The following is a 25,834-nucleotide window of genomic DNA, read 5'->3' as shown; positions in this document are numbered from 1 at the left end:
ACGAACGCAGGATAGATTTATGCCGAAAACTTCCGACCAGACTTCGATGGGCCTCGACCGTATTCTGACCCTTGAGCTCGTCCGCGTGACCGAACGTGCCGCCGTAGCTGCTGCGCGCCTGCGCGGACGCGGCGATGAAATGGCTGCCGATCAGGCCGCTGTCGATGCCATGCGCCAGGAACTGAACCGTCTTCCAATCAGCGGTACGGTTGTCATCGGTGAAGGCGAGCGCGACGAAGCACCAATGCTCTATATCGGCGAAGAAGTCGGCACCCGCACTGGTCCTGAAGTCGATATCGCGCTTGATCCGCTGGAAGGTACGACCATCTGTGCGAAGAACCTGCCCAATTCGCTGGCTGTCATTGCGATCGCTGAAAAGGGCAATTTGCTTTACGCACCAGACGTTTACATGGAAAAGATCGCGGTTGGACCGGGTTATCCCGCAGGTCTGATCCAGCTCGACGCATCGGCTGCTGAAAATATCGCTGCCGTCGCCAAAGCCAAGGGTGTGCCGGTCAATGAAATCACTGCCTGCATTATGGATCGTCCGCGCCACGCGCGTCTGATCGAGGAGGTGCGCGCAACCGGCGCCTCGATTCGTCTTATTGGTGATGGCGACGTAGCCGGCGTGATCCATACAACAGACCCTGACGAGACGGGCATCGATATCTATATCGGTATTGGCGGTGCGCCTGAGGGCGTTCTGGCAGCGGCAGCGCTGCGTTGCATCGGCGGCCAGATGCAGGGCCGCTTGCAGCTTAACAGCGATGACAAGATTGCACGCGCTGCCAAGATGGGCATCAGCGATCCCAAGAAGATCTACACGATGGAAGAAATGGCCAAGGGCGATGTCCTGTTCGCGGCTACGGGTGTGACCGACGGCAATATGCTTTCGGGCGTGAAATTTGCGCGCGACTACATCCAGACGCACACAATCGTCATGCGCTCGCACTCGCAAACCGTGCGCGAGATCAAGGCGAAGCATCAGGATATGTCAAAGTTCCAGTAAAAACCGGTACTTGAACAATGCCAATGCCCTGTTGCTTCTTCGGATCAGCAGGGCATTTTATTAACTGCGTTCATGGCTGAATGGGAATTGCCCTATTGGGGCCATGCTTTTTGAGCTATTTTCATATCGGGAGTTCATATCGGTGGAACAGCCATGAATATCCGAACGAATATAACCAGTTGCATTGTTTCGGCGCTTGCGCTTCTTGCGCCGCTGAATCTCGCCTGGGCACAGGACCCGTATCTTGATCTTATTCAGGGATACCGGTCCAATTCCATTGCCAGCAGTTTTCCGCAGAGCGTCGGGCCGTTCAATTTGACCAAGCACGTCGTCAATCCGCAAGATTTCGGGGTGACCGCCGAGTATCAGGCTGTTGACGCCAACGCCACGGTTGTCATGGCTGGTGTAAAGGCCAACAACAAGGATGCTGCCTATCCGATCAAGGACGGTGCCGATGATCCGGTCGTACGCGATCTCTTTGAAAAGGCAACGCAATATCATGCGGCACAACCTAACGAGATAGCCCAGCAAATCAGCTTGCCTTATGGTGCGGGCCTCTCCATGCCATGCGTCAGTGCGGACGCAGCCCAGGACAAGCATGCCTTTCTGGTGTGCGTTGTCGGTATGCACAGTCGTTATCTGCTCATTCAACCGGCGGCCAATTACACGAACGGCACCAAGGAAGCGGCTGAACGCACACTTTCGGAGTTTGCAACGTCCATCGCCACGACCATGAGCGCCATTGGCGCACCACAAGCGCCTCCACCTCCACAGTAATTGCGGTTTTGTTCACCGGATTGATCCTTTGAAGCATTGCATTCGTGCCTGCCGGATGATTGAACGCTTGCATGGCACCTGAACGGCTCTTCCTCGGCGTAGAAAATTCGGCAACCGGTCTCAAATGGATAGACCGGCTGGGACCACGCGAAGCGAATGTCGCGCTTGCCATGGCGCAAAATTATGGTTTCCCGGATTTGGTGACCCGCGTTCTGGCCGGGCGAGGTGTTGGTGTTGACGACGCTGCTGCATTTATGGAGCCGACGATCAAGAGCCTGATGCCGAATCCCGCATCGCTGACGGATATGGAGAAGGCGGCGGACCGGATCGCTAAAGCCATTGGAAAACATGAGAAAATCGCGATTTTTGGCGATTATGATGTCGATGGCGCCTGTTCTTCAGCCATTCTATCGCGATTTCTCAGCCATTATGGCATAGCCAATCATATCTATATTCCGGACCGGATTTTTGAAGGCTATGGCCCCAATCCCCAGGCCATGCGCGAATTGGCGCAAAATGGCGCATCGCTGATCATCACCGTTGATTGTGGCACCAACAGCGCTGCTGCCATTGAGGCAGCGCGTGAGGCAGGCGCGGATGTGGTGGTTCTCGACCACCACCAGGTTGGCGGCGCATTGCCAGCGGCAGCGACGGCGGTGGTCAATCCCAACCGCGAGGATGATCTGTCAGGCCAGGGATATCTTTGCGCGGCGGGCGTGGTTTTCCTCACATTGGTACAAATTCTGCGCTCGTTGCGCGAACAGCGTATCGCCACCGGAACGCTGCCGCCCGACCTTTTATCGATGCTGGATCTTGTAGGACTTGCAACGGTTTGCGACGTGGTGCCGCTCAAAGAGTTGAACCGTGCATTCGTGGTCAAAGGTCTTCTGGTGGCCCGCGCGCAACAGAACGCGGGTTTGGCCGCTTTGGCGCGTGTTTCGCGCATTGGCGAGCCGTTGAGCGCGTTTCATTTCGGCTATCTGATCGGACCGCGCATCAATGCGGGCGGGCGCATCGGCGATGCCGGGCTTGGCGCGCGGCTGTTGACGCTGGATGATCCCAACGAAGCGGCGCGTATTGCGACGGAACTCGACCGGCTTAATACAGAACGGCAGGCGATGGAAACTGTTATGCTGGAGCAAGCGGAGGCAGAAGCCATGCTGGAAATGTCCAGCGGCGGAGGGCCGGCCGTTCTGGTCACCGCCAGTGACGATTGGCATCCGGGCATCGTCGGACTGATTGCGGCGCGGCTGAAGGAGCGGGCGCGGCGCCCGGTCTTCGCCATCGCGTTCAATGCGAATGGCACCGGCAGTGGTTCGGGCCGCTCGATCAGCGGTTTTGACTTGGGAAAACTGGTGCGCAACGCGGTCGAGGCCGGGCTTCTGGTCAAGGGCGGCGGGCATGCGATGGCGGCCGGAATCACGCTGGAACGCGCCAAAATGGGCGCTTTGCGCGCGTTTTTTGAAGAACAGGCGGCTGAAATGGTCGGCCAGCTCAGGGAAAACGAGTCGCTGGCCATTGATGGCGCGCTAAGCGCATCGGGTGCAACCGTGCAACTTTACGAGACGATGGAGAAGGCCGGGCCGTTCGGCTCCGGTCATCCGCAGCCGGTGCTGGTGCTGCCGCATCACCGGCTTGTTGATGCCCGCACCGTCGGTACCAATCACGTCAAGGCGACGCTGGCGGGCGCCGATGGCAAGCGGATCAACGCCATCGCCTTCCGCGCGACCGGCGCGCCGCTGGGCGATTTCCTGTTCAAGCGGCTGGGACAATCCATGCATGTGGCTGGCAATCTCGCGCTCAATCATTGGAATGGCTCAACGACCACCCAGTTTCGGATCATAGACGCCGCAACAGCGTAAATCTCATTTTAGCCACAATCTAAGATGTCTCGCCTTATTTTTGCTTCAATCTCAGGCGGCTTTTCGCGAAGCTGTTGCATTCATTTTATAGATATGTTCTAGTTTTGTTCTCGCTTCCCTTTAAAGCTCGAACAATGCCTGTGACCCCATGCGTAAGCCGATCCATCTTGAAAAACTGTATCTGGATTTTGACAGTTTTTTCGCCAGCGCCGAACAGCAGCTGAACCCGGCACTGCGGCAGCGCCCGGTTGCGGTTGTGCCGCTGGATTCGCCGCATACGAGTGTCATCGCTGCGAGCCGTGAGGCAAAGCCGTTTGGCATCAAGACGGGCACATCGGTACGCGACGCCAAAGCGCTATGCCCGGATATTGTGTTCCTGGAGGCGCGGCCGGACGTCTATGTAAAGTTGCACAATCGTATTCTCACAACCATTGAGACCTGCGTGCCCATTGCGGCAGTCCGGTCAATCGATGAGGTGGCCTGCAGCCTGCTTGCTTCGGAGGCGCGGGACCCGCATGGACTGGCCGCACGGATCAAGCGGGGGCTGCATGACGAGATCGGCGCGGTGCTGACCTGTTCGATCGGAGTGTCGTTAAATGAACTTCTCGCCAAGATCGCCGCTGAGATGGACAAGCCGGATGGCTGCGTTGTGCTAGATCATGAAGATCTGCCGGGGAGGCTGTTTGATCTCAGGCTGAAGGATTTGCCCGGCATTGCCGGCGGTATGCAGCAACGGCTGGAGCAGGCAGGCGTGAGCACCGTTGAGGGACTATGGGCGCTCGCGCCGAAACACGCCCGTGCCATCTGGAACAGTGTTGAGGGCGAACGGTTTGTCACAGCGCTGCATGGCTATGCCGTGGAAAAACCGGAAACGGTCAAGCGCATGTTCGGCCATGGCCGTAATCTGCCGCCGGACTGGCGTGCGCCGGACAAGGTGCTGCAATGTGCACGGTTGCTTTGCCTGAGTGCGGGGAGGCGCCTGCGCCGGTCGCATTACCGTGCGGGCGCGATGAGTTATACGGTGGGCGTGCGGCGTGACAGCCGGGTGACACTGGTAGGCCAGTTTCGTGCTGCGCGCGATGACCGCAGCTTTCTCGACTGTCTCAACGATTTGCACGACAAGATGGTACGGGCAGGCGAGATGCGGAATATCAGCAGCGTCACGGTGGTGCTGCATGATCTGTCCAGTGAAGTGGAGGAAAGCCGGGATCTGTTCGACACACAAGCCGCTACGGAACAGCGTGGCCAGTGGGAACGTGTGTCTGACCTTCTCGATACGGTGCGGGTGCGGCATGGTTCGAAAGCGCTCAATCTCGGTCCGGTCAATGGTCCGGGCAATTATATTGGCTCAAAGATTGCCTTCGGGCGTATACCGGAACCGGAAGATTTTTGAGGGGTATAGGTAGCGAGTATCCATAAGGCTGCAAAGCCACTTTGCGTGGTTCGACAAGCTCACCATGAGGGAGATTGGTGTGTTGCAGGGAGCCAAGTTCTGCATCGGTGACGATCAGCTTGCAGCCCATTCCATTCCCTCATGGTGAGCTTGTCGAACCACGCACCATCCTTATGCAAGCGCTTGGTTTGATATAGGTGTTTTACTAATCTGGACACCCCGTTGGATTAAAACCGGCGGCATGTTTCCACGCCGCCGATTTCTTTTTACCGGTTGTCCAGCTCTGAACGCACCAGTGCCAGACCCCGCCGGGTGACCCGGTAGGGACCGCCGCCTGATGAGGCGATGGCTTTTTTCTGCTTGAGCTTGCGGAATAACCGCAAGTCGCAAGCAATGTATCGGGCACCATCGCGTGTGAGGCAAATGATATCCGTGATGGCCTTGCGCTCATCTTTTTCGAGTAAAATTTTGCCGCCCTGGGCGAGCAGGTGAAGTATGCGCTGTTCGTCGCGCGAAATGTCCATTGATCCAAGTCCTGGGAAAACGGGCAAAAGCCCATAAGAACGTATCCGCTGCCAAACATGTTTGGCGCGGGGCTCCTGTTTTCACGCCCCAACCTTCAAAGAAGCTGGGGCTCTAGAGGGACTCAGACTGATAAGACATAAACACTCCATCGGTGTGGACGCTGCGTATAAAACAGGTCAAAGCGGATGTCAAAGCTTCTCGCTGTGCAATAGCTGGCATCCCTGCTGCATTGTTCGGCCTCACAAATACCTCTGTCTGTACTCGGCTGGTGTGACGCCGACATGGCGGAGAAAGGCGCGGCGTGGCCTATCCGCATCGGTAAAGCCGCATTCCACCGCAGCAATTTCTGCGATGTGATCCGCTGCTCGCATTGGAAGGCCTGATGGCTGCTCAGTCCTTGGTGATCTGCAGCGGGCTGTCGTCGCCGCGTTTGCTGATGATCGTGTCGACAAGGCCCCATTCGAGCCCTTCCTGTGCGGTCATGAAATGGTCGCGGTCGAGGGTCTTCTCGACCTCTTCCACCGTGCGGCCGCAATGCTCGGCATAAAGGCGGGTCATGCGCCGTTTGACCACGGCCATCTCCTGCGCCTGGATAAAAATATCCGAAGCCTGTCCCTGAAAGCCGCCAAGCGGCTGGTGAACGTGCAGGCTGGAATTGGGCAAGGCGGCGCGATGGCCGGGTTCGCCCGCCATGAGCAGGAACGAACCCATGGAACGCGCCGTGCCCATGCATAGTGTGGCGACCGGGCAGGTGATGAACTGCATCGTGTCATAGATGGCAAGTCCAGCCGTGATGACGCCGCCGGGCGAATTGATATACATGGCGATGGGTTTTTTCGGGTTTTCCGATTCCAGAAACAGCAGTTGCGCGCAGATCAGCGCCGCCATGCCGTCCTCCACCTGACCGTTGAGAAAGACGATGCGCTCCCGCAGCAGGCGCGAGAAAATGTCGAATGACCGTTCACCACGGCTGGATTGTTCAACAACCATAGGGACGAGCTGCATCATGTCGCGCATGGCGAACACTCCTTCGATAGATGGGATTGGGTTGGTTAGGCGGCGAGGTGCATGGTCAGCGGTGGCGCATTGCCATTGGCGGGAGTGCGGCCCTGCGACTGAACCAGCAGCACCGGTTCATGCAGAATACTGAAGGTGGTGCCGCCATTTCCGTTCGGATTGAGCCGGAAGGTGACGATGCTGTCAGCCACGGCGTCGTCTTCTTCGCGCATGGAATAGCGGACAAACCGTTCCGTATCGGCTTCGAGCATCTTCAGGGAAATGCGGGGCGGTTCTTGCGGGGCCTGCGGCTCGGGCAGAAGCCAGCGGGCGACAAATTCCGGCACCGTCAGCGCGCGCCAGACTTTTGCAGGCGCGGCATCGAGATCATATTCGTAACGCAGTTCTTTCCCGGTATCCGGCTTTTCACTGGTCATTGATCCATCTCCTGCAAAAGCTGTTTCAGTTCGTCGACACGCTGCGGCCAGAAGGCACGATAGCGGTGAAGCCATTGGTGGATTTGTGCGAGTCCATCCGGATTGACACGGTAATGCACATGACGGCCCGAACGCTGTTCTGCGACAAGACCCGCTGAACGCAGGACCGCGAGATGCTGCGACATGGCCGGCTGGGAAAGGGCGAACCCTTCGCGCAGCTCGGTTGCATTCTTCTCGCCATCGGCCAGCCGCTCAAACACGGCACGACGGGTGGGATCGGCAAGCGCCTTGAATATATCAACTTCAGACATGTCAATACATAAGCACAGACTTATGTGAGTCGCAAGCGGGATTTTGTTTGGCTGATTCTGCGTTTGCAAAGGCACCGGTCAAAGACCGGAGGCTGATCTTGCGTTTTCCGGCCAGATACCTGTCGCGAGTGAATTGGGCGACCAGCTATCGTCGGTCATGTCGAGGTTCAGCGGCAGACGGGCTTCCCGGCGTATGATCTTTTTGGGCGAAAACTTCCAGAACAGTTCTGCACCCGCAAAGCCGCCGACCTGATCCGGACCAATGATTTCGGCCGTTCCGGTCATCTGCAGCAACTGGCCTTCGCTGATGAAGGCAAGACCTGCACGCGGATTCACCAGAAAATTTCCAAGCGTGTTGTAAAAGCGATTGCCCGTGAATTCGGGAACGACGAGGCTGCCATCCTTCGTGGCGCGCACGAAGCCGGAGCGACCACCGCGATGGGAGACATCAACCTGTCTCGCTCCGTCCGGCCGATCAACGTAGGACGCAACGAACAATGTGTCGGCCCGCGTGACAAGGCTCTTTGCCGCGGCATCAAGGTCTGTGATTTCCTCAACAGTCCCCGTGTAGGGCCGCCGCGGATCATCGAGCATGTCCATGCTGCGCAATTGAATATATTTCGGACAATTGCCGTAACTCTGCTCTACACCGAGTTCAAACTCTGTGTCGCTGGTGCGTGTGATATGCCCGTTCAACCGGTTGCGGCGGCGCGTCCGCAGATCAATGCCCAGCAGGGCCAAAGCAGCGCCGCCATCCATACCCGCATCAGCGGGATCGGACAGGTCGCGTGGCAAATCCACATGAAGCGCGTAAGGGGTGGGGGCAGTCAGAAATCCGGGACGTCCGGCCCGGACCGTCGCCCAAACGTCCCCCGCCGGATCGACTGCTCCAAGCACAACCATGGGCAACAGCGGATAAAACTCGCGGTGCTGCTCAATCAGCTCGGTCCGGATAACCTTTTTGCCGATTTCCGCCATACGTTCCGCAACGCCCATTCTGTTTTGAAGCGCTGTTTCCCCGGGATGCCAGGGTGCAGAAGGGGTGGGGTATGACATGATTGTTCTCCGGAACCGGTGGAAATCAGGCCGCCGTTGCCAGCGGTGTTTTCACAAAGGGAACGAAGTTGGGCAGGGCTTCGATGCGCTGCAACCAGACTTCCACAGCGCTATAGGCGGATAAATCAATATTGCCTTCGGGCGCTCGCGCGACATAGCTGTAGAGCGCGATGTCGGCGATGGTAGGCCCATCCCCGGCAATCCATTTTTGTGTGGTCAATTCGGCGTTGATCAGCTTCAGGATGGCGTGGGCTCTGGCGATGGCCTCTTCCGGGCGAAATGGCGCGTTGAAGAGCGTGACAAGGCGCGCTGCAGCAGGGCCGAAGGCCAGTTGACCCGCCGCAACGGACAACCATCGCTGGACACGCGCGGCACCGGGCGCATCCTCCGGCAGCCAATCGGTGCGCTCAAACTTCTTGGCCAGATAAATCAGAATGGCGTTTGAATCCGGGATGATCGTCTGTCCGTCCACCAGCACCGGCACCTGACCAAACGGATTGAGCGCGAGAAAAGCCTCGGATTTATGCTCGGCGCTCTTGATATCAACCAGCACCAATTCGAAATCGGCACCGATCAACGACAAAAACAGGTGTGCCCGATGGGAGTGGCCTGAAAGCGGGTGATAGTGGAGTTGCATGACATTGTCCTCGGCGTTTTCGTTAACCTGCAGCAAATGTGATTGCTTTTCATAAACAACTCAATCCATACTTTATGCACTTAACTATTGCATATACTGAAATAATCAGGTGAGAGGCAGCCAATGGACCGTTTGAGTGGAATGCGGATTTTCAGTCTGGTTGCCGAACAGGGAGGCTTTGCCAGCGCTGCCAAGACCTTGGGAACAAGCGCGGCCACCGTGACCCGTGCAGTTGCCATTCTCGAGCGCTCCATCGGGGCCCGATTGCTGGTAAGGACCACCCGCTCGGTAAAATTGACGGAAGCCGGGCAGCGCTATCTGCAGGATTGCAGGCGCATTCTTACAGAGATCGATGAAGCCGAGGCGCAGGCTGCCGGCAGCTTTTCAGCACCGGCCGGTACGCTGACGATTACAGCGCCGACATTGTTTGGCCGAATCTATGTTTTGCCGATTATTCTGGAGTTTCTCGACCTTTATCCAGGAATCAGCATCCGCACCGTGTTTGTTGATCGCGTTACCAACCTGATCGACGAAGGCATCGATGTTGCGGTGAGGATTGCCCATCTCCCGGATTCCAGTCTGACCGCCTTGCGGGTCGGTTCGATCAGGCGGGTTATGTGCGGAGCGCCTGCCTATTTCGTCAAATATGGCGTTCCGCTGACGCCGGACGATTTGCGTAATCACCGCTTCATTGCGCGCAGCGGATTATTCGGCAGTGCAGAATGGCGTTTCGGAAAGAATTCACAGATCAGAATTCCTGTCACCAGCCGCTTGCTGTGCAATACCAATGAGGCGGCGATAGATGCCACCGCTGCGGGATGGGGTGTCTCGCGCTTTCTGTCCTATCAGGTTGCCCACGACATTCAGTCCGGCAGGCTGCAACGTGTTTTAGCAGATTTTGAGGAAGAGCCGGTGCCGATCCACATCATCCACGCTGAAGGGCGCACGGCTTCAGCGCGGATGCGGGCATTTGTTGATTTTGCGGCCCAACGGCTGCGCGCCAATGAACATATAGCCGTCTAGGATGGGTTGGCGGCTCAGCCTGCCATTCGTTCTGCGGCAAGCGCAACGTCATCCTGACGCTGTTTGACGAATGGTTGCATATTTCTGCGCACCACATCGACAATGGCCTGCGGGGCTGTGTCCGGCCGACCTGAACTGAACGGCGGGGCCGGAGCGTATTCCAGCATCAGTTGGATGCGCTGGGCCACATCATCGCCCTGCAACTCGGCAATCAGGGTGAGGACGAAGTCGATGCCAGCGGTGACGCCGCCGCCAGTCAGAATGTTGCCATCGCGCACAACGCGGCCCGTATCGGGGATGGCGCCAAAGGGGATCAACAGGTCGCGCCATGCCCAATGGCAGGCGGCGCGTTTGCCTTGCAGCAGACCCGCAGCGCCGAGGAGCAGCGAACCGGTGCAGACGGACGTGATGTATTGTGCGGAAAGGCCAAGATGCCGGATCACGGCAACAAAATCCGCATTCTGCATCGCTGCCGTACAGCCACCACCACCGGGTACGCACAGCACATCGCAATACCCGATGCTCGCAAGGTCCTCAAGATTCGTGAAAACGAGGTTGTCCGCGTGGATATCGGCTCCGCCCATGGAGGCGACAATCACCTTTGCATCGGGCAAGCGGGAGAGAAACTGGTGCGGCCCGGTGAAATCGAGATGCGTGACGCCATCATAAATGGCAATGACGATAGTGATTGGAGCGGGCATGGCGGAATCTTTCGCTTGGGTTGACATGCCAAACATAGAACGGCAAGGTAATGTCTTAAATGACATATAACCCTCATTTTAAGCCATGACGCGCAATATCGGATTTTTCGTCTTCCCCCAGTTCCAGATCCTTGATCTGACGGGACCGCTGGCTGCTTTTCAGGTCGCCGGGGCGGAATATGTACTGCATGTGATTTCTCCCGATGGCGGGTTGGTGACCAGCAGCGCCGGGCTTGAAGTGATGACGAAGCCAGCGGTTGGCCAGCATTTTGATACGCTGGTGGTTGCCGGCGGCTATGGTGCACGGTTGGGCTCGCACACACCGGCGCTCCCGGCGCTGGTCAAAGAAATCGCGGAACGGTCGCGGCGGATCGCCAGTGTGTGCACCGGAGCGTTTCTGCTGGCGGCAGCGGGTATTCTTGATGGCAGGCGCGCGACGACACACTGGCGGCGTGCCGGTGATCTGCAGAAGCGCTTTCCCCACATCGCCGTGGATGGCGACCGGATTTTTGTAAAAGATGGGTCCATCTGGACATCGGCAGGCATTACGGCTGGCATTGATCTGGCATTGGCGCTGATCGAGGAAGACCTGGGGCTGGCTGCGGCACGGGCAGTGGCACAGGAACTGGTGGTCTATCACCGCAGGCCGGGCGGCCAGTCGCAGTTTTCAGCCATGCTGGAGCTTGAGCCCGACAGCGACAGGGTACGGCGTGCACTGGTGTTTGCCCGCGAGCATCTGCATGAGGCATTGCCGGTGGAACGGCTAGCGGAGGCGGCGTGTTTGAGCCCGCGTCAGTTCGGCAGGGCATTTCGGGCGGAAACGGGAGAAACACCGGCAAAGGCGGTGGAGAGGTTGCGGGCCGAAGCCGCACGGGTACGGATTGAATCGGGCAATGAGCCGATCGAGAGCATTGCGATATCGGTCGGTTTCACCGATCCGGAGCGCATGCGCCGGGCTTTCCTGCGGCTCTATGGCCAGCCGCCGCAGGCTTTGAAGCGCGCTGCACGCGCGCTTCGGGTCTAAGTCTGCGACTGCTGGGCGAAGGCAAAGATGAACGCGACGAGGGCAGCAAAGCTGGTAATTGTGCGTACATGGTTCCACGGCAGCCATTCCTTGAGGTAAGTGGCCCAAACGCTCGCGCCTTCGGGGCTGGCTGGGGCGGTGACAGCGGCCAGAGCGTCATTCAGCGGGACGTTGAACACCATCGTGACAATGATCGTGCCGACGAGAAAGAGCACGCTTCCCGCCAGCAGGGCCAGCGAACCGGATTCGCTCCAGCGCAGGATGCTGACAACGCCGAGCACCACGCAGATCGCCGCCGTGCCCAAGAAGGCGAGCATGAATGTGAAGTTGATGATCGTCACATTGATCGAGTTCATCGCGGCAATGCCCTGTTCGGCCGGAAGCTTGGCCAGCGCAGTCATGATGAAGCTTGAAAAGGCAAAGAACAGACCTGCCATCAGGCCGCTTCCCAGGGCGGCCAAAAGGGTGAGAATAGGTAGCCACATGTTATTATCCCTTCGATGTACCGGACCAGATGCCGGTCGCTGCCGTTTTCTGAACGTAATCCGAGAAGTCGCGCGGCGCGCGGCCGAGTGCCCGCTGTACACCATCGGTAAGATGTTCGTTGCGGCCATCGAGCACCTCAGTGAAAAGCTCGTTGAGCAGTGCAATCAGATCGGCCGGAATCTGTTCCTGTGCCAGCCCCTCTGAGAATTGTTCCGGCGTGATTGTGAGGTAGCGAATATCGCGGTTGGTGGCTTTGGCGATTTCTGCGACAGCGTCGGCAAAAGTCAAGAGGCGCGGTCCGGTGACCTCGTAGAGCTGGCCGATGTGCCGGTCGTCGGTAAGTGCCGCTGCAACCACATCGGCAATATCGTCAGTGTCAATGAAAGGTTCGCCGACATTACCAACCGGCAAGGCGAGTTCCCCGGCGAGAATGGAGTCCAGCATAACGTTTTCACTGAAATTCTGGGCGAACCAACTGGCACGGACAATGGTCCAATCGGCACCGCTGGCCTGCAACGCCTTTTCGGCGCGCTGGGCTTCGTGCTCGCCGCGTCCGGACAAGAGGACAAGCCGTTTGACGCCATTGGCAACGGCCAGTCTGGCAAGTGCTTCCACCGCTTCGGTGGCGCCAGGAACGGCAAGATCAGGATAATAGGTGATGTATGCGGCGTGCACGCCCTCAAGCGCCGGGAGCCATGTGCTCCGGTCTTCCCAATCAAAGGACGGATTGGCACTGCGCGAACCGATGCGGACGGGCACGCCCTGAGCACCCAGGCGATCAACGACGCGGCGGCCGGTTTTTCCGGTGCCGCCAACGATGAGAATGGGTTTTGCCGGGGATGTTTTGTCGATGCTGTCGGTCATGTTCATCTCCATTGTTAATATGAGTAATCCTCACATTTGCAATATGTGATAAATCCTCATATTCTGCAAGTCAAGTGGAATTTATGAACATGTGGAGACGCTGCCGATGAACGAGATCACGCCGATTGCGCCTGCATCCGGGGATAAGGAAGCCACCATGCCGCGCAAGGACCCGACGCAGCGGCGCAGCAGGGAGAGGGTGGAGCGTATTCTCACCTGTGCCTCGACACTGATCGCTGACAATGGCAGCGATGCCATGCGCATGAGCGACGTGGCGCAGATGGCAGAAATATCGATCGGCTCACTCTACCAGTACTTTCCGGACAAGGGCTCGATCATCCGTACGCTGGCAGAACGCTATAATGTACTGGGACGCGAGTGTATTGCCGACGCTTTGCAAAATGTCAGTGATATGAATGGATTACAGTCGTCTTTTGCGGAGCTCATTGACATCTATTACGCCATGTTTCTGGCCGAGCCGGTGATGCGGGACATCTGGTCGGGCACGCAGGCGGACAAGGCGCTGCGCGATATCGATCTTGCGGACAGCCGCATGAATGGCACGGTTCTGGCGGCCGCACGTGCCCGTATCGATCCTGTCGCAGATAGAGATGAACTGGAAAATTCCAGCTTCCTCATCATGCAATTGGGCGAAGCAACAATGCATTTGGCCATCTCCGTTGATCGTGCGGAAGGCGATGCGCTGGTCGAAAATTTCAAACGGATGTTTTTGCGGGAGATGCTGGGGTGAACCAGATCAGGGCAAACTGATGATTGTTGCACCTGCCGGTTCTGTTTTGATCGTCGTACCCGCTGGTGTTATCACAGCGCGGCTAAGTGCAGGTGTAGGCTTTCCGGTCCTGATGAAGCTGAGAATATCCGCCGCGACCTGATCCGGTGCATCCCACTGCACGTTGTGGCCGATATCGGTTTCCTGTGCGCCGGATTTGGGCAACGGGTCGATGCCGTACTGTTTCCAGATCATTGGAATTTTGTGTATGGTGGCTGCTTTCCGCAGGGCTTCGATGATGCCGGTCTGATCCGGATCATGATAGAAAATGCTGTCCTGCGAACCCCATATAACAAGGGCAGGCACGCCCAACTCCGCCAGCCGCGAAGTGTTGTCGAAATCAAGCAGAGCGCCGGTCGCACCGATCCATGTGCCCATTTTCACATTGGCGGTTTCGGGTACAATAGCCTTGATAAGCGCCGGATCGGCGGCCGGATCGACGTCCCAGTTCTTGGCAATCCAGTCTTCGGCGTTCGGATCAGCGTCATGCGGTGTGGCGTTCCAGACCGATTCGGGGCTGGTGATACCCTTAGCCTCAAGGGCTTTTTTCCAGCTTCCCCCGTGACCGCGCTGATCGAGGGCGAAAATATGCAGCGAAGGGTCAGAAACATGCAGCGTTGCCATGGCAGAGGACCATGAGCGTGCCGTGTCGGTCAACCCGTGCAGCAGAATGACAACGTTGCCATCAGCCGGTCCAGTCTCGAGATAGGCCATGCGAATGCCGGTTTTAAGATCAACTGTGCATTTGCCGCTGTCCACACTGGAGCAACTAGCATCCGCCGGAAATGCTCTTGCGGGAAGCATGAGAAGGCCGAGTGTGGCCAAGGTGAGAGCAAGCCGCTTGCGATCGATCATCCCAATATCCCCTCTGATATTGACGCAGGTTAACATTGCTGTCTGCCCCCGGTTAAGCCCGCACCGCCGACAGTTTGTCCGTTTGCGTCGATGTTTCAAGTACCGGATAGCCGGGATAATTGTATGAGGCTTTTTTTGGAGAGTGCCCAGAACTGGCCACTGGTTGAAGCGTTAAGCAGGGGCATTGCGCGTGGTTCGACAAGCTCACCATGAGGGAGATGGATGGGTTGCATGGGGTAATTCCCATAGAGCTGTAATAACCGATCTTTGCGACGGTTCCCGAACCTTTGCAGCCCTCCATCTCCCTCATGGTGAGCTTGTCGAACCACGCGCAATGGTGATGCTCCGATCTATTGAACAGCAGCGGCCAATTCCTCGACCGTACAGAACATCGCGTCGCCCATAAACCGCAGGTTGGCCATGGACCGCTCCGCGGCTTCAGGATGGCCGCCGCCGCAGGCATCGGTGACCACGATGGGAATGAGGCCGAGATCGGCGCCATGGCGCACAGTCGGGTCGATGCCGATTTCGGTGGCAATTCCGCAGATGATAAAGCTCTTCAGGCCGCAATCGCGCATGGCAATGGCCAGCGGTGTGCCTTCAAAGGCCGAGAAGGTGATCTTGTCAAAGATTGCCTCGTCATCGCGCACGGCAAGTTCCGGAGCAAGGCCAAAGCCGGGACTATCGCGCAAAAACCAGGGCTCGACCTCTTCAGCTGATGTTTTGCGCTGCCATACCATCATCTGCCTGTATTGAAAGGCGCCTGCCATGCGTTTGGGCAGCGACATATGCCGCATGAAGAAGACGCGGATGCCGGCTGACCGGGCAATTTCGAGGGTTTTCAGCACGCGCTCCAGAATGGCCGGGCCTTCCTTCATCTGCCGCAATATCCCGATCTGCATGTCATAGACGACAAGCGCTGTGGTTTCAGGCCGGGTGGCTTCGGCAAGTGTCTCGGGAATGGCGAGACCATGGATATTCTGCATCGGGTGTCCTCCGTTATTGGCCGCTGCTCCCCAGCACCTGAGTCCGGCCGACGTTATCATGGGGATGGACGAAAACGAGATCAAGGCACGTTAAGCCGCCGCTTTTCTTTAATCTCTATCGCGCAGGATTGAGAAACACTTGCCTCATGGGGCGGTTTCGACTAGCCAGTATGCAAACAAATTTAGCCAGGAATAGCAGCCCAGTATGACTCTCGTTGATACCCGCACGCCCGAACCCAAGCGTTTTGTTTCCGGTGCCACAGGCGACTGGGAAATCGTCATTGGTATGGAAGTTCATGCGCAGGTCACTTCCCATTCGAAACTCTTCTCCGGTGCCTCGACAACCTTTGGTGCAGAGCCGAACGAGAATGTATCGCTGGTCGATGCCGCTATGCCCGGCATGCTGCCCGTCATCAACGAGTGGTGCGTGCGTCAGGCGATTCTGCACCGGGCTTGGTCTCAAGGCGCAGATCAACCTGAAATCGGTTTTCGACCGCAAGAACTACTTTTATCCGGATTTGCCGCAGGGCTACCAGATTTCCCAGTTCAAGCAGCCGATCGTCGGCGAGGGTACGATGCTCATTTCCGTTGGTCCTGACAACAAGGGCCAGTTCGAAGACATCGAGATCGGCATCGAACGGCTGCATCTGGAACAGGATGCCGGCAAGTCGCTGCATGACCAGAACCCGACCATGTCCTATGTCGACCTGAACCGTTCGGGCGTGGCGCTGATGGAAATCGTCTCCAAGCCGGATATGCGCTCGGCTGATGAAGCCAAGGCATATCTCACCAAAATGCGCACCATCGTGCGATATCTCGGCACCTGCGACGGCAATATGGACGAAGGCTCGATGCGCGCCGACGTCAACGTTTCCGTGCGCAAGCCGGGCGGTGAATTTGGGACGCGCTGCGAGATCAAGAACGTCAACTCCATCCGCTTTGTCGGTCAGGCGATTGACTATGAAGCACGCCGCCAGATTGCGGTGCTGGAAGATGGCGGCAAGATCGATCAGGAAACACGACTGTTCGATCCGGTGAAGGGCGAAACACGTTCCATGCGCAGCAAGGAAGAAGCGCATGATTACCGCTATTTCCCTGACCCGGATCTGTTGCCGCTTGAATTCGAGCAGTCCTTTGTGGACGAATTGCGCGCCGATCTGCCCGAACTGCCTGATGACAAGAAGACACGGCTGGTTACCTCGCTCGGCCTTTCGGTGTACGACGCATCCATTCTGGTGACGGAAAAGGCGATTGCCGATTATTTCGAGGCGGTGGCTGAGGGGCGGGACGGCAAGCTTGCGGCCAACTGGGTGATCAACGATCTGCTCGGCGCGCTGAACAAGGCGGGCAAGGGCATTGAGGAATCGCCCGTTTCGCCGGTACAGCTTGGCGGCATTATCGATCTGATCAAAGAAGGCACGATTTCCGGCAAGATCGCCAAGGACCTGTTCGAGCTCGTCTGGAACGAAGGCGGCGATCCACGTGAGCTGGTTGAATCGCGCGGCATGAAGCAGGTGACTGATACGGGCGCGATCGAAAAAGCAGTGGATGATGTCATTGCCGCGAATCCTGATAAGGTCGAACAGGCGAAGGCAAAGCCAACCATGGCCGGCTGGTTTGTCGGGCAGGTGATGAAGTCGACTGGTGGCAAGGCAAATCCGCAGGCTGTCAGTGATCTGGTCAAGGCAAAACTTGGGATTGTCGATTAAAGAATGTGGATTCGAAGCGCGACGAAGGACGATTTACAGACCGTCCGTGATTTGCTCGTAGAGACCTGGCATGCCACTTATGACGACGTCTATGGCGTCGAAAAGGTCAATGCGATCACCAACCGCTATCATTCGCTGGATGCGCTGAAAAAGCAGCTGGCAAAGCCCTATTCGGAGTTCATCCTCGCCGATGACGGGGCTGATCTTTACGGCATGGCCTATGCCTCGCAGAAAGATCACAAGCTGGCTTATCTTCACCAGCTTTATGTCCATCCGGGCAAGCAGAGCAATGGCGTTGGTTCGCTGCTGCTGGCGGAAGTCGAGAGTGCGTTCCCCGGCGTGTACATGCTCAATCTGGAAGTTATCGAGTCAAATCAAAAGGCTCGGCGCTTTTATGAAAGCAGGGGATTCGATCTGACCGGCGCGCGCACCGACAATTGGGGGAAGCCAATTCCGGCATTTCGGTGCTGGTGATGGAAAAATCCCTGACTGGATATGAGCTTGCACCGTGACATCAGGTACTGAGGCGGTTTTCCGCCGCGCCGAGCGGGCGGATTTGCCTGCACTGATAGCCATTTTCGCTGAGGATGTGCTGGGCGGACATGGCGATACGACCGAAGCGGAAGCTCTGCCACGCTATGAGCGCGCCTTCGAACAGATTGAGGCCAGCAACTGTGATATCCTGATTGTTGGTGTAGTGGGCGGCGCTGTGATTGCCACGGCACAGTTGACGTTCACCACCACCTTGCCGAGCATCGGCACCACCAACATGACCATTGGTGCGGTGCAGACCCGCAGCGACCTGCGCGGCAAGGGGATAGGCGCAAAACTGATCGAACATTGTATCGTACTGGGCAAGGAGCGCGGTGTCGGGCTGATCCAGCTGATGTCAAATGCCAAGCGCGTCGATGCCCATCGCTTCTATGAAAGGCTGGGTTTCAAGAAGAGCCATGCGGGTTTCAAAATGGTTGTTCACACAGGGCCAGCGGCAACTTGACCCTTGCTATCCCCAGGCGATACGGCCATAACCCGATGAGTTGAACGACAAAGTTCGAAGCAGGATTGCTATGAAGACCCTCCTTTTACAGATTTTCACCTGGTGGAACAGTCAGACGATCGGTACGCGCTTCTTTACGTGGCGCAAGGGTACGAAAGTCGGCGAGGATGAGTTCGGCAATGTCTATTACGAAGGCACGCTGGATTCCGAAGGCCGTACGCGCCGCTGGGTGATCTACAAGGGTTATGCGGAAGCGTCCGCTATTCCGGCCGGCTGGCATGGCTGGATCCATCATCGCGCTGAAACAGCGCCGTCGCAGGAAAACTACAAGCCGCATGTGTGGGAAAAGGCACATCAGCCGAATCTCACCGGTTCCGCCGCTGCATACCGTCCGAAAGGCTCGATTGCCCATGGCGACAACCGTCCTGAGGTGACCGGCGATTACGACGCGTGGACACCGGGATCCTGAGCGGATTTTCTTCTGCCACAATTGGTTATTATCGACGGGCTGGTATGAAACTGTCCCGTCAGCCCGAACACAACCGGAATTGAAATGATCCGTCCCAACTTGTCTTTTCTCTTCCAGCACAAAACACGTATCCTTGCGGCCGGTTTAATCGCAGCGGGCGTCTTTTCACCTGCTTATGCGGCCGATGATAAGATTTCCAATCCGATCGCCGTGTTTTCCGGGCTCGATAAGATCACCGGACGAATCACATCCTTTGACGTTTATATCGATGAGACGGTGCAGTTCGGTGCGCTGCAGTTGACGCCGCGGGTCTGCTACACGCGGCCCGATACGGAAACTCCTAAAACCGATACGTTTGTTGAGGTCGATGAAATCACGCTTGATCGCAAGATCCGCAAGATTTTCTCCGGCTGGATGTTTGCCGATAGCCCCGGCCTCAATGCTGTTGAACATCCGGTCTATGATGTGTGGCTCAAGGGCTGCAAGCAGTCCTCGGATGTGCCAAAGCCCGCTAAGAGCTGATCAAATACATAACAGAACTTGGCTCCCACCCTCCCACCTGTGGGGAGGGTCGCTGCGCAGCAGCGGGGTGGGGGTAATGCTGTTTGGAACTAAGCTCTTGAGTGAGATTGTTAGGTTGTTCCCCCCCACCCCGGACCTGATGGTCCGACCCTCCCCACGTTGGGGGAGGGTAAGGATGTGGCGACAGTGTTATCCAGATCCCGGCACCGAGGCACCGGGATTTTAATCATCCAAACATTACATTGGTTTGGCGTGGTTGATGATCCATGGTGTACCGAACCGGTCCACCAGCATGCCGAACCGAATTGCCCAGGAGGTTTCGCCAATGGGTGCGGTGATTTTGCCGCCATCACTCAGCGCAGCAAAAACCCGGTCGGCTTCTTCTGCTGTGTCGAGATGCAGGGCGACGTGCATGCCTTGGGGCTTTTCGAAATAGGGCGGCGGTGCATCTGAGCCCATCAGGGCGTTCTGGCCTACAGTCATCATCACGTGCATGATCTGCTTGGCAGTTTCCGGAGGCATCTGGCCGCCCTCAGGCGCTTCATCGAAGCGGATCAGCGCCTGAATGGTGCCTCCCAGCACTTTAGCATAAACGTTGAAAGCTTCTTCGCATTGGCCGTTGAAGTTCAGATAGGCGTTGATGTTCATAACAGTCTCCTCTGTCGCCAGTTTGGCGCTCCCCAAGGACGTTTGGGGAAGCTGCAAACCGACACCGTTTGAAATTTTTTTGACCGCGCCAATCTTATTGTCAGCTGTGATCGAGCCCACAATACAGCACAATCACAGGACGGCTATGACGCTGGAAAACTCTACTGACAGTTTTAAAATTGCGCAGGCTGGGCCAGTGCGTTTTCGAGCATCTTCTGATACTGCCGCCGGGGCACTTCCACCGCACCGAATGTTTCAAGATGCGTGGTGGTGAACTGGGTATCGAGCAGGGTAAACCCTTTTTCGATCAGGTGGCTGACGAGGTGAACGAGACAGACTTTCGAAGCGTCGCGCTGGCGGGAAAACATGCTCTCGCCAAAAAAAGCCGATCCCAGCGATATGCCGTAAAGCCCCCCGACGAGCATATTGTCCTGCCACGCCTCTACCGTATGGCAATGGCCGTAATCGAACAATGTGCCATAGGCTTCGCGGATCGGGGCATTAATCCACGTGCGGGCACGCTCGCCGCTGCCACTGGCGCAACCGTCGATCACCCCGTCAAAGTCCGTGTCGAAGCGGATATCGAAGCGGCCCTGACGGATGGTTTTGCGCAGGCTGTGTGAAACGTGAAAATTTTCGAACGGAATAATGCCGCGCTTTTCGGGACGAACCCAGAAGATTTCCGGGTTGTCAGCCTCTTCGGCCATGGGAAAGACCCCGGTTGCATAGGCACGCAGCAACAGCTCGGGGTCTATTTTGAAGGTCTCTGCCGGGTCCTTGCCCGTCATGCCTCTTCTTCGACAGCTTTCACGTCGCCAGCCAGATATTTTTCCAGCCAGTGAATGTCATAGTCGCCATTGGCAATGTCAGGATTGTTGATCAGGTCCTGAAACAGCGGCAGCGTCGTCTTGATGCCATCGACCACGAATTCATCCAGTGCGCGGCGCAGGCGCATCAGGCATTCCACACGGTTGCGGCCATGTACGATCAGCTTGCCGATGAGGCTGTCGTAATAGGGCGGAATCTTATAGCCGGTATAGACGCCGGAATCGACACGAATGCCGAGGCCGCCGGGGGTGTGGTAATGGGTGATCTTGCCGGGCGAAGGTGCGAAGGTCCGCGGATCTTCCGCGTTGATACGGCATTCAATGGCATGACCATGGAAGCGGATTTCATCCTGCGTAACGGATAGACCGCCGCCCGAGGCAACACGGATCTGTTCATGCACGAGATCGATGCCAGTGATGGCTTCGGTCACGGGATGCTCGACCTGCAGGCGGGTGTTCATCTCGATGAAATAGAACTCGCCGTTTTCGTAAAGGAATTCGATCGTGCCGGCACCGCGATAGCCCATATCGGCCATGGCATTGGCACAGATCATACCAATACGGTCGCGGGCGTCGGAATTGAGTGCCGGTGAATTGGCTTCTTCCCAGACTTTCTGGTGACGGCGCTGCAACGAGCAGTCACGTTCACCCAGATGCACAGCCTTGCCCATACCGTCGCCCATGACCTGGACTTCGATGTGACGTGGCTTCTGCAGATATTTTTCGATGTAAACAGCATCGTCGCCAAAAGCTGCGCCAGCTTCGGTGCGGGCAGTTGACAGGGCAACCGACAGCTCTTCTTCGCTGAGTGCAACCTTCATGCCGCGTCCGCCACCACCGGCCGAAGCTTTGATGATCACGGGATAGCCGATTTCCGCAGCAATACGGGCCGCTTCCTTGTCATCGGTCACGCCACCATCAGAACCCGGAACAACCGGAATGCCAAGACGTTTTGCAGTGCGCTTGGCTTCGATCTTATCGCCCATCGTGCGGATATGCGCTGCGGTGGGTCCAATGAAGGTGATGCCATGGGCTTCAAGGATTTCGGCGAACTTGGCGTTTTCGGACAGGAAGCCGTAGCCGGGATGGATGGCATCGGCGCCGGTGATTTCGCAGGCCGCAACGATCTGGTGAATATTCAGATAGCTGTCGCGCGAAGGCGGCGGTCCGATACAAACGCTTTCATCGGCAAGGCGCACATGCATGGCGTCCGCGTCCGCAGTCGAGTGGACCGCGACGGTCTGAATGCCGAGCTCTTTGCAGGCGCGCAGAACGCGCAGGGCAATTTCGCCGCGGTTGGCTATGAGAATTTTCTGAAACATCACGCTCTCGATTTATTCGATCACAACTAGCAATTCGCCATACTCAACCGGCTGGCTGTCTTCGATGAGAATCGCAGTGACAGTACCGGAGCGGGGCGATGCGATCTGGTTCATCGTCTTCATCGCTTCGATGATCATCAGCGTCTGACCTTCCTTGACCTTGGTGCCGACTTCGATGAAAGCACGGGCGCCGGGGGCCGGGGACAGGTAGGCTGTGCCAACCATGGGCGAGGGAACAGCGTTCTTCGACGGATCGCCAGCGGGCTTGGCGGCCTCAGCAGGCGCAGCGGCAGTGGCTGCCGGAGCGGCAACTGCGGCAGGAGCCTGCGCATAGACGGCCTGCGGCGCAGCCTGCATTGTGATCTGACGCGATACGCGGATGCGCAGGTCGCCCTGTTCGATCTCGATATCGGTGAGGTCCGTCTCGTTCAGAATTTCTGCGAGATCGCGGATCATGACCTTGTCGATCCCGGTGTTTCTGGTAGCCATGCTTTTTCAAGCCCCTTATTTCTGTTTGACGGCGTTTCTTATTTATCTGCCGCCAGCTTGACGAGTGCGCGCAGGCCCATCACGTAGCCATCCACCCCAAAGCCACATATCACCCCTTTGGCCAAAGGGGAAACATAGGAGTGGTGCCGGAATGACTCGCGCGCGTGAATATTGGAAAGATGAACTTCCACCAGCGTGACGGCTGCCGCGCGGATGGCATCATGCAATGCGATTGATGTATGCGTATAGGCGGCCGGATTGATCAGAACAGCGGCTTTTTTCTCGCCTGCCTCCTGAATCCAGCTAACCAGATCACCCTCATGGTTGGATTGGCGAAACTCGATCTCGACGCCGAGTTTTTCGCCTTCGGTGCGGCACAGGGCCTCGATATCAATCAATGTGGAAGCGCCATAGATCCCCGGTTCACGCTTTCCCAGCATGTTCAGGTTCGGGCCATTGAGGATAAAGATCAACTGTTTCATACCATACCGGACAAATTGACATGTTTCGGGACCCGATATCGGGTCCCATGACGCGTTTCATATAGAGCAATGGATATCCAAAGGAAACTGGTTCTGTTTGCCAGATGGCGAGGCAGTCCACAAGGAAGGTAGCGAGGCCGATGTTTACCCATCGGACGACGCTAGCTGACAAAGTGGATGCCCGCCAGCCGGAAACCCGAAGGGCCGGGTGAATTCGGACCAAATCCATCGGGCTTTGGTATCATCCGATGGAAAAACATCGGCCTCGCCAAACCCCTCGACCTTGTCCGCGAATTCCCTCCGGCAGAACCGTTTCATTTGGGTATCCATTGCTCTAACGGCTTATCGGCAAGCGAAAAGCCTGCAAAGTCAATTGATTGCTTGTCCACAACGGGTTTTAGCAATCATCGGCATTTAGGCAGGGCTATTTGTTGCGAATATGGCTGATTTTTTCGGCCAATGCATCCGCGCCAAGCGCACCGGGAACCACTTCGTTACCGATGATATAGGATGGCGTACCATTGATGCTCAGGCTGTTGGCGAGCTCGTAATTCTGCTGAAATGCCTGCGTGACTTCAGGCGATTTCATCTTCTCGCGGATGGCCTTCTCGTTACCGCCGAGCTTGATGGCGATCTGCATGGCAGAATCTTCCGTGGCACGGCCGTCACGGCCCAGCAGGTCACGGTGGAATTCAAGATATTTTTCCGGCATCAGCGCCTTGAAAGCTTTGGCGACAATGTGGGCGCGGGTAGAATCGGCGCCGAGGATCGGGAATTCCTTCATGACAAAGCGCAGGTTCGGATCGCTTTTGAGCAGGGCGTCCATATCGGGCAGGGCGCGCTTGCAGTAGCCGCAATTGTAATCGAAGAACTCGACAATGGTGACATCACCCTTGGGATTGCCGAAAACGGCATCGAGCGGCGAGTTGAACAGCTTGTCGCTGTTCTCGGCGATGATCTTGCCGGCTGCCTGCTGCTGCGAGGCCTCCTGCTTGGCCGTGAGCGCCGCCTGCGCCTCAACCAGCACTTCCGGATTGTTGATCAGATAATCCTTGATGATCGCTTCGATTTCAGCCCGGTTGACCGTCGAAGGCGACGCAGCCTGCGTCGTCGCTGACGTGTTGACCTGACCGGCCATGCCCGCCTGTTGGCTTAAAACCAGGGCAGCGAGGCCAAGAAGGCCTACGGATGCACCAACCAGAGCGACTTTTTTCATAGCGTCATATCCTTGTTCGTATCAGGGGCGGCTAAAGGCAGGATCAATCTGCCGATTGTCGCTTGGCATTGATAATGTCCTGGGCGCGAACCCAGTCTGGCGATCCGGTGACGAGACCTCTCTGGGCGCGTATCGCGAAGATTTGCGCGTCCTGAATCTTGCCGGAGTAATACTTTTGTTCAGCGCTGGCGAGGTCCGAACGTGGCCCATCACCCAACTGCCCATAGGCTTGCGCCAGATAGCCATAGCCATCGGGGAATTCGCGGTCGCGGTCAATACCGGCTTGAATTTCTTTGATCGACGCCTTGAGATTGGCCGGCGTGCCGCTGAGCATCAGCGCACGGCCATACATCGTGCGGATGAGGCTGGATTTGCGCGGATCAAGCGCACTGGCTTTTTTGAAGGCTTCAGCCGCTTCCATGACCTTGCTCTGCTTGAGCAGAATTTCGCCGCGTATTTCCTGAAAATAGGGGTTCTTGGGCTGTTCGCGGATCAGCGCATCGATTTTGCCAAGTGCTTCCTGCGACGAACCGTTGAGATAGATGGCGATAGCATTGCCATAGCGCGCGCCGATATTGTTCGGATCCTTGCGGAAGCTTTGCAGGACAGTGGTGCCGCCACCGGTATAAGCGGCAATCTTGCCGCGCATCAGATCATGGCGCTGTTGCAGGGCCGGACTATCCGTTTTGTCAAAATAAGGACTGGCATGGGCGAGCGTCTCCAGGTTGGCAATACGCTCGCGCGGCATGGGATGACTGATGCGGTAAGGATCTGTGCGGGTTCCGGTAAGCGCCAGGGCGTTGGAAAAGCGTTCGAAGGTCGTCAGCATGCCCTTGGCTGATTGGCCCGTGCTGGCAAGATATGTGATGGCAGAACGATCAGCAGCCATTTCTTCGGAGCGCTGATAGGCGAGCAGGCTGCGCATGGCAACTTCTGGAGCGCCCATGGCAATACCCGCGCCCGCTTGGGCAGCGCTGCCCGATCGTGTTGCAGCGCCCGCAACGGCTGCGCCTATGCCGAGCAGACCGGCGACTACGGCCATTGTCTTGGCGCGCGCCATCTGTTCGCGCAGTTGGAACTGATGGCCGCCCGCGAGGTGTCCGGTTTCATGGGCGAGAACGCCGATGATCTCATTGGGCGTTTCCGCCTGAAGCAGGGCGCCTGTATTGATGAAAATACGTCTGCCATCGACAAAGGCATTGAAACTCTGGTTGTTGACCAGAACGATCCGGATGGCATGTTTGGTAAGGCCCGCCGCGTTGATGATCGGCGCCGCATAATCGGTAACAAGCGCTTCGATTTCAGCATCGCGGACAATCGGTACGCCGCTCGACTGCGCCGCCGTCGTACCGGTCTGCGCCATGCTGACGGCTCCGCTAACCAGCACGGCGACCGCGCTGCGAACCATGGCAGCGAGTGTT

At 57.2% G+C, this 25,834-nt stretch carries 28 protein-coding genes and 2 pseudogenes; 12 read left to right on the top strand and 18 right to left on the bottom strand.

Going from position 1 to position 25,834, the window contains the following annotated elements:
* The first annotated feature begins 19 nt into the window (after positions 1-19).
* The 4 genes from glpX to HB779_RS15460 all read left to right on the top strand — a co-directional run bounded on the left by glpX (position 20) and on the right by HB779_RS15460 (position 5,041).
* Entirely contained in the window at positions 20-1,009 is a 990-nt protein-coding gene (gene glpX, locus HB779_RS15475) for a class II fructose-bisphosphatase (protein WP_188343200.1), read from the top strand.
* A 153-nt stretch (positions 1,010-1,162) separates the two neighbouring features.
* On the top strand, positions 1,163-1,786 hold the full coding sequence (locus HB779_RS15470) for a hypothetical protein (protein ID WP_188343199.1): 624 nt from the start codon (positions 1,163-1,165) through the stop codon (positions 1,784-1,786).
* Positions 1,787-1,857: 71 nt separating this feature from the next.
* Positions 1,858-3,648: a single-stranded-DNA-specific exonuclease RecJ gene (gene recJ, locus HB779_RS15465; protein WP_188343198.1), complete on the top strand. Its 1,791-nt coding sequence runs from the start codon at positions 1,858-1,860 to the stop codon at positions 3,646-3,648.
* A 148-nt stretch (positions 3,649-3,796) separates the two neighbouring features.
* On the top strand, positions 3,797-5,041 hold the full coding sequence (locus HB779_RS15460) for a type VI secretion protein ImpB (RefSeq protein WP_188343197.1): 1,245 nt from the start codon (positions 3,797-3,799) through the stop codon (positions 5,039-5,041).
* Between the two features lie 266 nt (positions 5,042-5,307).
* Here the strand turns inward: HB779_RS15460 and HB779_RS15455 are convergent, their stop codons facing one another.
* The 6 genes from HB779_RS15455 to HB779_RS15430 all read right to left on the bottom strand — a co-directional run bounded on the left by HB779_RS15455 (position 5,308) and on the right by HB779_RS15430 (position 9,003).
* Complete coding sequence (locus HB779_RS15455; protein WP_188343196.1) at positions 5,308-5,565, bottom strand: YjhX family toxin; 258 nt, start codon at positions 5,563-5,565, stop codon at positions 5,308-5,310.
* Positions 5,566-5,956: 391 nt separating this feature from the next.
* Entirely contained in the window at positions 5,957-6,583 is a 627-nt protein-coding gene (locus tag HB779_RS15450) for an ATP-dependent Clp protease proteolytic subunit (protein ID WP_188343195.1), read from the bottom strand.
* 35 nt (positions 6,584-6,618) lie between these two features.
* Positions 6,619-6,999 (bottom strand): SRPBCC domain-containing protein, encoded by a 381-nt coding sequence (locus HB779_RS15445; protein ID WP_188343194.1) that lies wholly within the window; start codon positions 6,997-6,999, stop codon positions 6,619-6,621.
* Entirely contained in the window at positions 6,996-7,310 is a 315-nt protein-coding gene (locus HB779_RS15440) for a helix-turn-helix transcriptional regulator (RefSeq protein WP_188343193.1), read from the bottom strand. The genes HB779_RS15445 and HB779_RS15440 overlap by 4 nt, the downstream gene beginning before the upstream one ends.
* A gap of 78 nt (positions 7,311-7,388) precedes the next feature.
* Positions 7,389-8,366, bottom strand: coding sequence for a pyridoxamine 5'-phosphate oxidase family protein (locus HB779_RS15435; protein WP_210302595.1), 978 nt, complete (start codon positions 8,364-8,366; stop codon positions 7,389-7,391).
* 25 nt (positions 8,367-8,391) lie between these two features.
* On the bottom strand, positions 8,392-9,003 hold the full coding sequence (locus tag HB779_RS15430) for a glutathione S-transferase family protein (RefSeq protein ID WP_188343192.1): 612 nt from the start codon (positions 9,001-9,003) through the stop codon (positions 8,392-8,394).
* A 123-nt stretch (positions 9,004-9,126) separates the two neighbouring features.
* On the opposite strand from HB779_RS15430, the gene HB779_RS15425 reads away from it, so the two are divergent.
* On the top strand, positions 9,127-10,026 hold the full coding sequence (locus HB779_RS15425) for a LysR family transcriptional regulator (protein WP_188343191.1): 900 nt from the start codon (positions 9,127-9,129) through the stop codon (positions 10,024-10,026).
* Positions 10,027-10,040: 14 nt separating this feature from the next.
* Here HB779_RS15425 and HB779_RS15420 read toward each other — a convergent pair whose 3' ends face one another.
* The gene (locus HB779_RS15420) at positions 10,041-10,727 is read right to left on the bottom strand and encodes a DJ-1/PfpI family protein (RefSeq protein WP_188343190.1); all 687 of its coding nucleotides are present in this window, start codon (positions 10,725-10,727) and stop codon (positions 10,041-10,043) included.
* 85 nt (positions 10,728-10,812) lie between these two features.
* Here HB779_RS15420 and HB779_RS15415 point away from each other — a divergent pair, with 85 nt between their 5' ends.
* Complete coding sequence (locus tag HB779_RS15415; protein ID WP_188343189.1) at positions 10,813-11,751, top strand: GlxA family transcriptional regulator; 939 nt, start codon at positions 10,813-10,815, stop codon at positions 11,749-11,751.
* Here HB779_RS15415 and HB779_RS15410 read toward each other — a convergent pair.
* Both HB779_RS15410 and HB779_RS15405 read right to left on the bottom strand, forming a co-directional pair.
* The gene (locus HB779_RS15410; protein ID WP_188343188.1) at positions 11,748-12,236 is read right to left on the bottom strand and encodes a DUF1772 domain-containing protein; all 489 of its coding nucleotides are present in this window, start codon (positions 12,234-12,236) and stop codon (positions 11,748-11,750) included. The genes HB779_RS15415 and HB779_RS15410 overlap by 4 nt on opposite strands.
* 4 nt (positions 12,237-12,240) lie before the next feature.
* Positions 12,241-13,101 carry an NAD(P)H-binding protein gene (locus HB779_RS15405; RefSeq protein WP_188343187.1) on the bottom strand — a complete coding sequence of 287 codons (861 nt, stop codon included), beginning with the start codon at positions 13,099-13,101 and terminating at the stop codon, positions 12,241-12,243.
* Positions 13,102-13,207: 106 nt separating this feature from the next.
* Here HB779_RS15405 and HB779_RS15400 point away from each other — a divergent pair, with 106 nt between their 5' ends.
* A complete protein-coding gene (locus HB779_RS15400) occupies positions 13,208-13,852 on the top strand; it encodes a TetR/AcrR family transcriptional regulator (protein ID WP_188343186.1) in 645 nt (214 codons plus the stop codon).
* 6 nt (positions 13,853-13,858) lie between these two features.
* On the opposite strand, the gene HB779_RS15395 is transcribed toward HB779_RS15400, so the two are convergent.
* Positions 13,859-14,746: an alpha/beta fold hydrolase gene (locus HB779_RS15395; protein ID WP_188343185.1), complete on the bottom strand. Its 888-nt coding sequence runs from the start codon at positions 14,744-14,746 to the stop codon at positions 13,859-13,861.
* A 350-nt stretch (positions 14,747-15,096) separates the two neighbouring features.
* Positions 15,097-15,732, bottom strand: coding sequence for a cysteine hydrolase family protein (locus tag HB779_RS15390; protein ID WP_188343184.1), 636 nt, complete (start codon positions 15,730-15,732; stop codon positions 15,097-15,099).
* Positions 15,733-15,937: 205 nt separating this feature from the next.
* On the opposite strand from HB779_RS15390, the pseudogene gatB reads away from it, so the two are divergent.
* From gatB to HB779_RS15365, 5 genes and pseudogenes are all read left to right on the top strand, one after another.
* Positions 15,938-17,441, top strand: a pseudogene (gene gatB, locus HB779_RS15385) (Asp-tRNA(Asn)/Glu-tRNA(Gln) amidotransferase subunit GatB).
* Positions 17,442-17,444: 3 nt separating this feature from the next.
* Positions 17,445-17,953: pseudogene (locus HB779_RS15380) on the top strand (N-acetyltransferase family protein).
* On the top strand, positions 17,950-18,438 hold the full coding sequence (locus HB779_RS15375; RefSeq protein WP_188343183.1) for a GNAT family N-acetyltransferase: 489 nt from the start codon (positions 17,950-17,952) through the stop codon (positions 18,436-18,438). Before HB779_RS15380 ends, HB779_RS15375 begins: the two are co-directional and overlap by 4 nt.
* Before the next feature lie 70 nt (positions 18,439-18,508).
* Positions 18,509-18,907: an NADH:ubiquinone oxidoreductase subunit NDUFA12 gene (locus HB779_RS15370; protein WP_188343182.1), complete on the top strand. Its 399-nt coding sequence runs from the start codon at positions 18,509-18,511 to the stop codon at positions 18,905-18,907.
* Positions 18,908-18,991: 84 nt separating this feature from the next.
* Positions 18,992-19,429: a DUF2155 domain-containing protein gene (locus HB779_RS15365; protein ID WP_244642381.1), complete on the top strand. Its 438-nt coding sequence runs from the start codon at positions 18,992-18,994 to the stop codon at positions 19,427-19,429.
* A 237-nt stretch (positions 19,430-19,666) separates the two neighbouring features.
* Here the strand turns inward: HB779_RS15365 and HB779_RS15360 are convergent, their stop codons facing one another.
* The 7 genes from HB779_RS15360 to HB779_RS15330 all read right to left on the bottom strand — a co-directional run bounded on the left by HB779_RS15360 (position 19,667) and on the right by HB779_RS15330 (position 25,821).
* Positions 19,667-20,077, bottom strand: coding sequence for a VOC family protein (locus tag HB779_RS15360; protein ID WP_188343181.1), 411 nt, complete (start codon positions 20,075-20,077; stop codon positions 19,667-19,669).
* Positions 20,078-20,250: 173 nt separating this feature from the next.
* A complete protein-coding gene (gene aat / locus HB779_RS15355; RefSeq protein ID WP_188343180.1) occupies positions 20,251-20,865 on the bottom strand; it encodes a leucyl/phenylalanyl-tRNA--protein transferase in 615 nt (204 codons plus the stop codon).
* Positions 20,862-22,226 carry an acetyl-CoA carboxylase biotin carboxylase subunit gene (gene accC, locus HB779_RS15350; RefSeq protein ID WP_188343179.1) on the bottom strand — a complete coding sequence of 455 codons (1,365 nt, stop codon included), beginning with the start codon at positions 22,224-22,226 and terminating at the stop codon, positions 20,862-20,864. The genes aat and accC overlap by 4 nt, the downstream gene beginning before the upstream one ends.
* 12 nt (positions 22,227-22,238) lie before the next feature.
* Positions 22,239-22,715, bottom strand: a complete 477-nt coding sequence (gene accB / locus HB779_RS15345; protein ID WP_188343178.1) for an acetyl-CoA carboxylase biotin carboxyl carrier protein — start codon at positions 22,713-22,715, stop codon at positions 22,239-22,241.
* A gap of 38 nt (positions 22,716-22,753) precedes the next feature.
* On the bottom strand, positions 22,754-23,197 hold the full coding sequence (gene aroQ, locus HB779_RS15340) for a type II 3-dehydroquinate dehydratase (RefSeq protein WP_188343177.1): 444 nt from the start codon (positions 23,195-23,197) through the stop codon (positions 22,754-22,756).
* Positions 23,198-23,621: 424 nt separating this feature from the next.
* The gene (locus HB779_RS15335; RefSeq protein WP_188343176.1) at positions 23,622-24,413 is read right to left on the bottom strand and encodes a DsbA family protein; all 792 of its coding nucleotides are present in this window, start codon (positions 24,411-24,413) and stop codon (positions 23,622-23,624) included.
* A gap of 43 nt (positions 24,414-24,456) precedes the next feature.
* A complete protein-coding gene (locus HB779_RS15330) occupies positions 24,457-25,821 on the bottom strand; it encodes a M48 family metalloprotease (protein WP_371823930.1) in 1,365 nt (454 codons plus the stop codon).
* Positions 25,822-25,834 lie beyond the last annotated feature (13 nt).

The sequence above is a fragment of the Phyllobacterium sp. 628 genome (genome assembly GCF_014189505.1).
In the GTDB taxonomy this organism is placed as follows: Bacteria; Pseudomonadota; Alphaproteobacteria; order Rhizobiales; family Rhizobiaceae; genus Phyllobacterium.
This window is presented reverse-complemented; position numbering and strand designations above follow the sequence as displayed.

What these genes read in the sequence shown, in the direction of transcription:
- glpX (WP_188343200.1), top strand. Translation starts at nt 20, where the DNA reads ATGCCGAAAACTTCCGACCAGACTTCGATGGGCCTCGACCGTATTCTG.
- HB779_RS15470 (WP_188343199.1), top strand. Translation starts at nt 1,163, where the DNA reads ATGAATATCCGAACGAATATAACCAGTTGCATTGTTTCGGCGCTTGCG.
- recJ (WP_188343198.1), top strand. Translation starts at nt 1,858, where the DNA reads ATGGCACCTGAACGGCTCTTCCTCGGCGTAGAAAATTCGGCAACCGGT.
- HB779_RS15460 (WP_188343197.1), top strand. Translation starts at nt 3,797, where the DNA reads ATGCGTAAGCCGATCCATCTTGAAAAACTGTATCTGGATTTTGACAGT.
- HB779_RS15455 (WP_188343196.1), bottom strand. Translation starts at nt 5,565, where the DNA reads ATGGACATTTCGCGCGACGAACAGCGCATACTTCACCTGCTCGCCCAG.
- HB779_RS15450 (WP_188343195.1), bottom strand. Translation starts at nt 6,583, where the DNA reads ATGCGCGACATGATGCAGCTCGTCCCTATGGTTGTTGAACAATCCAGC.
- HB779_RS15445 (WP_188343194.1), bottom strand. Translation starts at nt 6,999, where the DNA reads ATGACCAGTGAAAAGCCGGATACCGGGAAAGAACTGCGTTACGAATAT.
- HB779_RS15440 (WP_188343193.1), bottom strand. Translation starts at nt 7,310, where the DNA reads ATGTCTGAAGTTGATATATTCAAGGCGCTTGCCGATCCCACCCGTCGT.
- HB779_RS15435 (WP_210302595.1), bottom strand. Translation starts at nt 8,366, where the DNA reads ATGTCATACCCCACCCCTTCTGCACCCTGGCATCCCGGGGAAACAGCG.
- HB779_RS15430 (WP_188343192.1), bottom strand. Translation starts at nt 9,003, where the DNA reads ATGCAACTCCACTATCACCCGCTTTCAGGCCACTCCCATCGGGCACAC.
- HB779_RS15425 (WP_188343191.1), top strand. Translation starts at nt 9,127, where the DNA reads ATGGACCGTTTGAGTGGAATGCGGATTTTCAGTCTGGTTGCCGAACAG.
- HB779_RS15420 (WP_188343190.1), bottom strand. Translation starts at nt 10,727, where the DNA reads ATGCCCGCTCCAATCACTATCGTCATTGCCATTTATGATGGCGTCACG.
- HB779_RS15415 (WP_188343189.1), top strand. Translation starts at nt 10,813, where the DNA reads ATGACGCGCAATATCGGATTTTTCGTCTTCCCCCAGTTCCAGATCCTT.
- HB779_RS15410 (WP_188343188.1), bottom strand. Translation starts at nt 12,236, where the DNA reads ATGTGGCTACCTATTCTCACCCTTTTGGCCGCCCTGGGAAGCGGCCTG.
- HB779_RS15405 (WP_188343187.1), bottom strand. Translation starts at nt 13,101, where the DNA reads ATGACCGACAGCATCGACAAAACATCCCCGGCAAAACCCATTCTCATC.
- HB779_RS15400 (WP_188343186.1), top strand. Translation starts at nt 13,208, where the DNA reads ATGAACGAGATCACGCCGATTGCGCCTGCATCCGGGGATAAGGAAGCC.
- HB779_RS15395 (WP_188343185.1), bottom strand. Translation starts at nt 14,746, where the DNA reads ATGATCGATCGCAAGCGGCTTGCTCTCACCTTGGCCACACTCGGCCTT.
- HB779_RS15390 (WP_188343184.1), bottom strand. Translation starts at nt 15,732, where the DNA reads ATGCAGAATATCCATGGTCTCGCCATTCCCGAGACACTTGCCGAAGCC.
- HB779_RS15370 (WP_188343182.1), top strand. Translation starts at nt 18,509, where the DNA reads ATGAAGACCCTCCTTTTACAGATTTTCACCTGGTGGAACAGTCAGACG.
- HB779_RS15365 (WP_244642381.1), top strand. Translation starts at nt 18,992, where the DNA reads ATGATCCGTCCCAACTTGTCTTTTCTCTTCCAGCACAAAACACGTATC.
- HB779_RS15360 (WP_188343181.1), bottom strand. Translation starts at nt 20,077, where the DNA reads ATGAACATCAACGCCTATCTGAACTTCAACGGCCAATGCGAAGAAGCT.
- aat (WP_188343180.1), bottom strand. Translation starts at nt 20,865, where the DNA reads ATGACGGGCAAGGACCCGGCAGAGACCTTCAAAATAGACCCCGAGCTG.
- accC (WP_188343179.1), bottom strand. Translation starts at nt 22,226, where the DNA reads ATGTTTCAGAAAATTCTCATAGCCAACCGCGGCGAAATTGCCCTGCGC.
- accB (WP_188343178.1), bottom strand. Translation starts at nt 22,715, where the DNA reads ATGGCTACCAGAAACACCGGGATCGACAAGGTCATGATCCGCGATCTC.
- aroQ (WP_188343177.1), bottom strand. Translation starts at nt 23,197, where the DNA reads ATGAAACAGTTGATCTTTATCCTCAATGGCCCGAACCTGAACATGCTG.
- HB779_RS15335 (WP_188343176.1), bottom strand. Translation starts at nt 24,413, where the DNA reads ATGAAAAAAGTCGCTCTGGTTGGTGCATCCGTAGGCCTTCTTGGCCTC.
- HB779_RS15330 (WP_371823930.1), bottom strand. Translation starts at nt 25,821, where the DNA reads ATGGTTCGCAGCGCGGTCGCCGTGCTGGTTAGCGGAGCCGTCAGCATG.